At 53.7% G+C, this 663-nt stretch carries 1 protein-coding gene; it reads right to left on the reverse strand.

Going from position 1 to position 663, the window contains the following annotated elements:
- On the reverse strand, positions 1–663 hold a 663-nt coding region (locus tag R8O10_RS25525), incomplete at both ends, for a DEAD/DEAH box helicase (RefSeq protein ID WP_318191996.1).

The raw sequence follows: 663 nt of genomic DNA on the forward strand, positions 1-663 counted from the left end.
AAGACAAGCGTTTCGCACCCGCTCGACAATGTCGTCACGTCTGGTATCTGGAATGGCGACGGTTTGAATCGGCGTTCGGCCTGGTGGTAATTCGTCTATCACCGACGTTTCCAAATCAGCATACGCTGTCATTGCTAGCGTGCGAGGAATCGGAGTCGCCGTCATGATGAGCTGATGCGGATACGCGCCTTGTTTTGCCCCTTTCTCACGTAACTCTAATCGCTGATGGACGCCAAAGCGGTGCTGCTCATCAATGATGACTAAAGCTAGGTGATGAAATTCCACATGTTCTTGGAAGAGGGCGTGAGTACCCACTATCATTTGCGCTTCACCGCTGGCAATGCGAGCCAGTTCCGTCTCTTTGGCTTTGCCCTTGAGCTTACCAGCAAGCCAGCCCACTTGAATGCCCATGGCTTCAAACCAGTTGGCGAAATTGATGGCGTGTTGTTCGGCGAGCAGCTCAGTTGGTGCCATTAGTGCGACCTGATAACCGTGCTCGATAGCTCGAACCGCAGCCAGTGCCGCGACGAGGGTTTTCCCTGAGCCTACGTCACCTTGGACAAGACGCATCATTGGATGCGGCTTTTCGAGGTCGGATTCAATCTCTTTCACCACGCGTGCTTGAGCATTGGTCGGAGAAAACGGCAGTTGCGCCAACAGCTG

Source organism: Vibrio sp. 1727, from assembly GCF_033344415.1.
GTDB lineage: Bacteria > Pseudomonadota > Gammaproteobacteria > Enterobacterales > Vibrionaceae > Vibrio > Vibrio alginolyticus.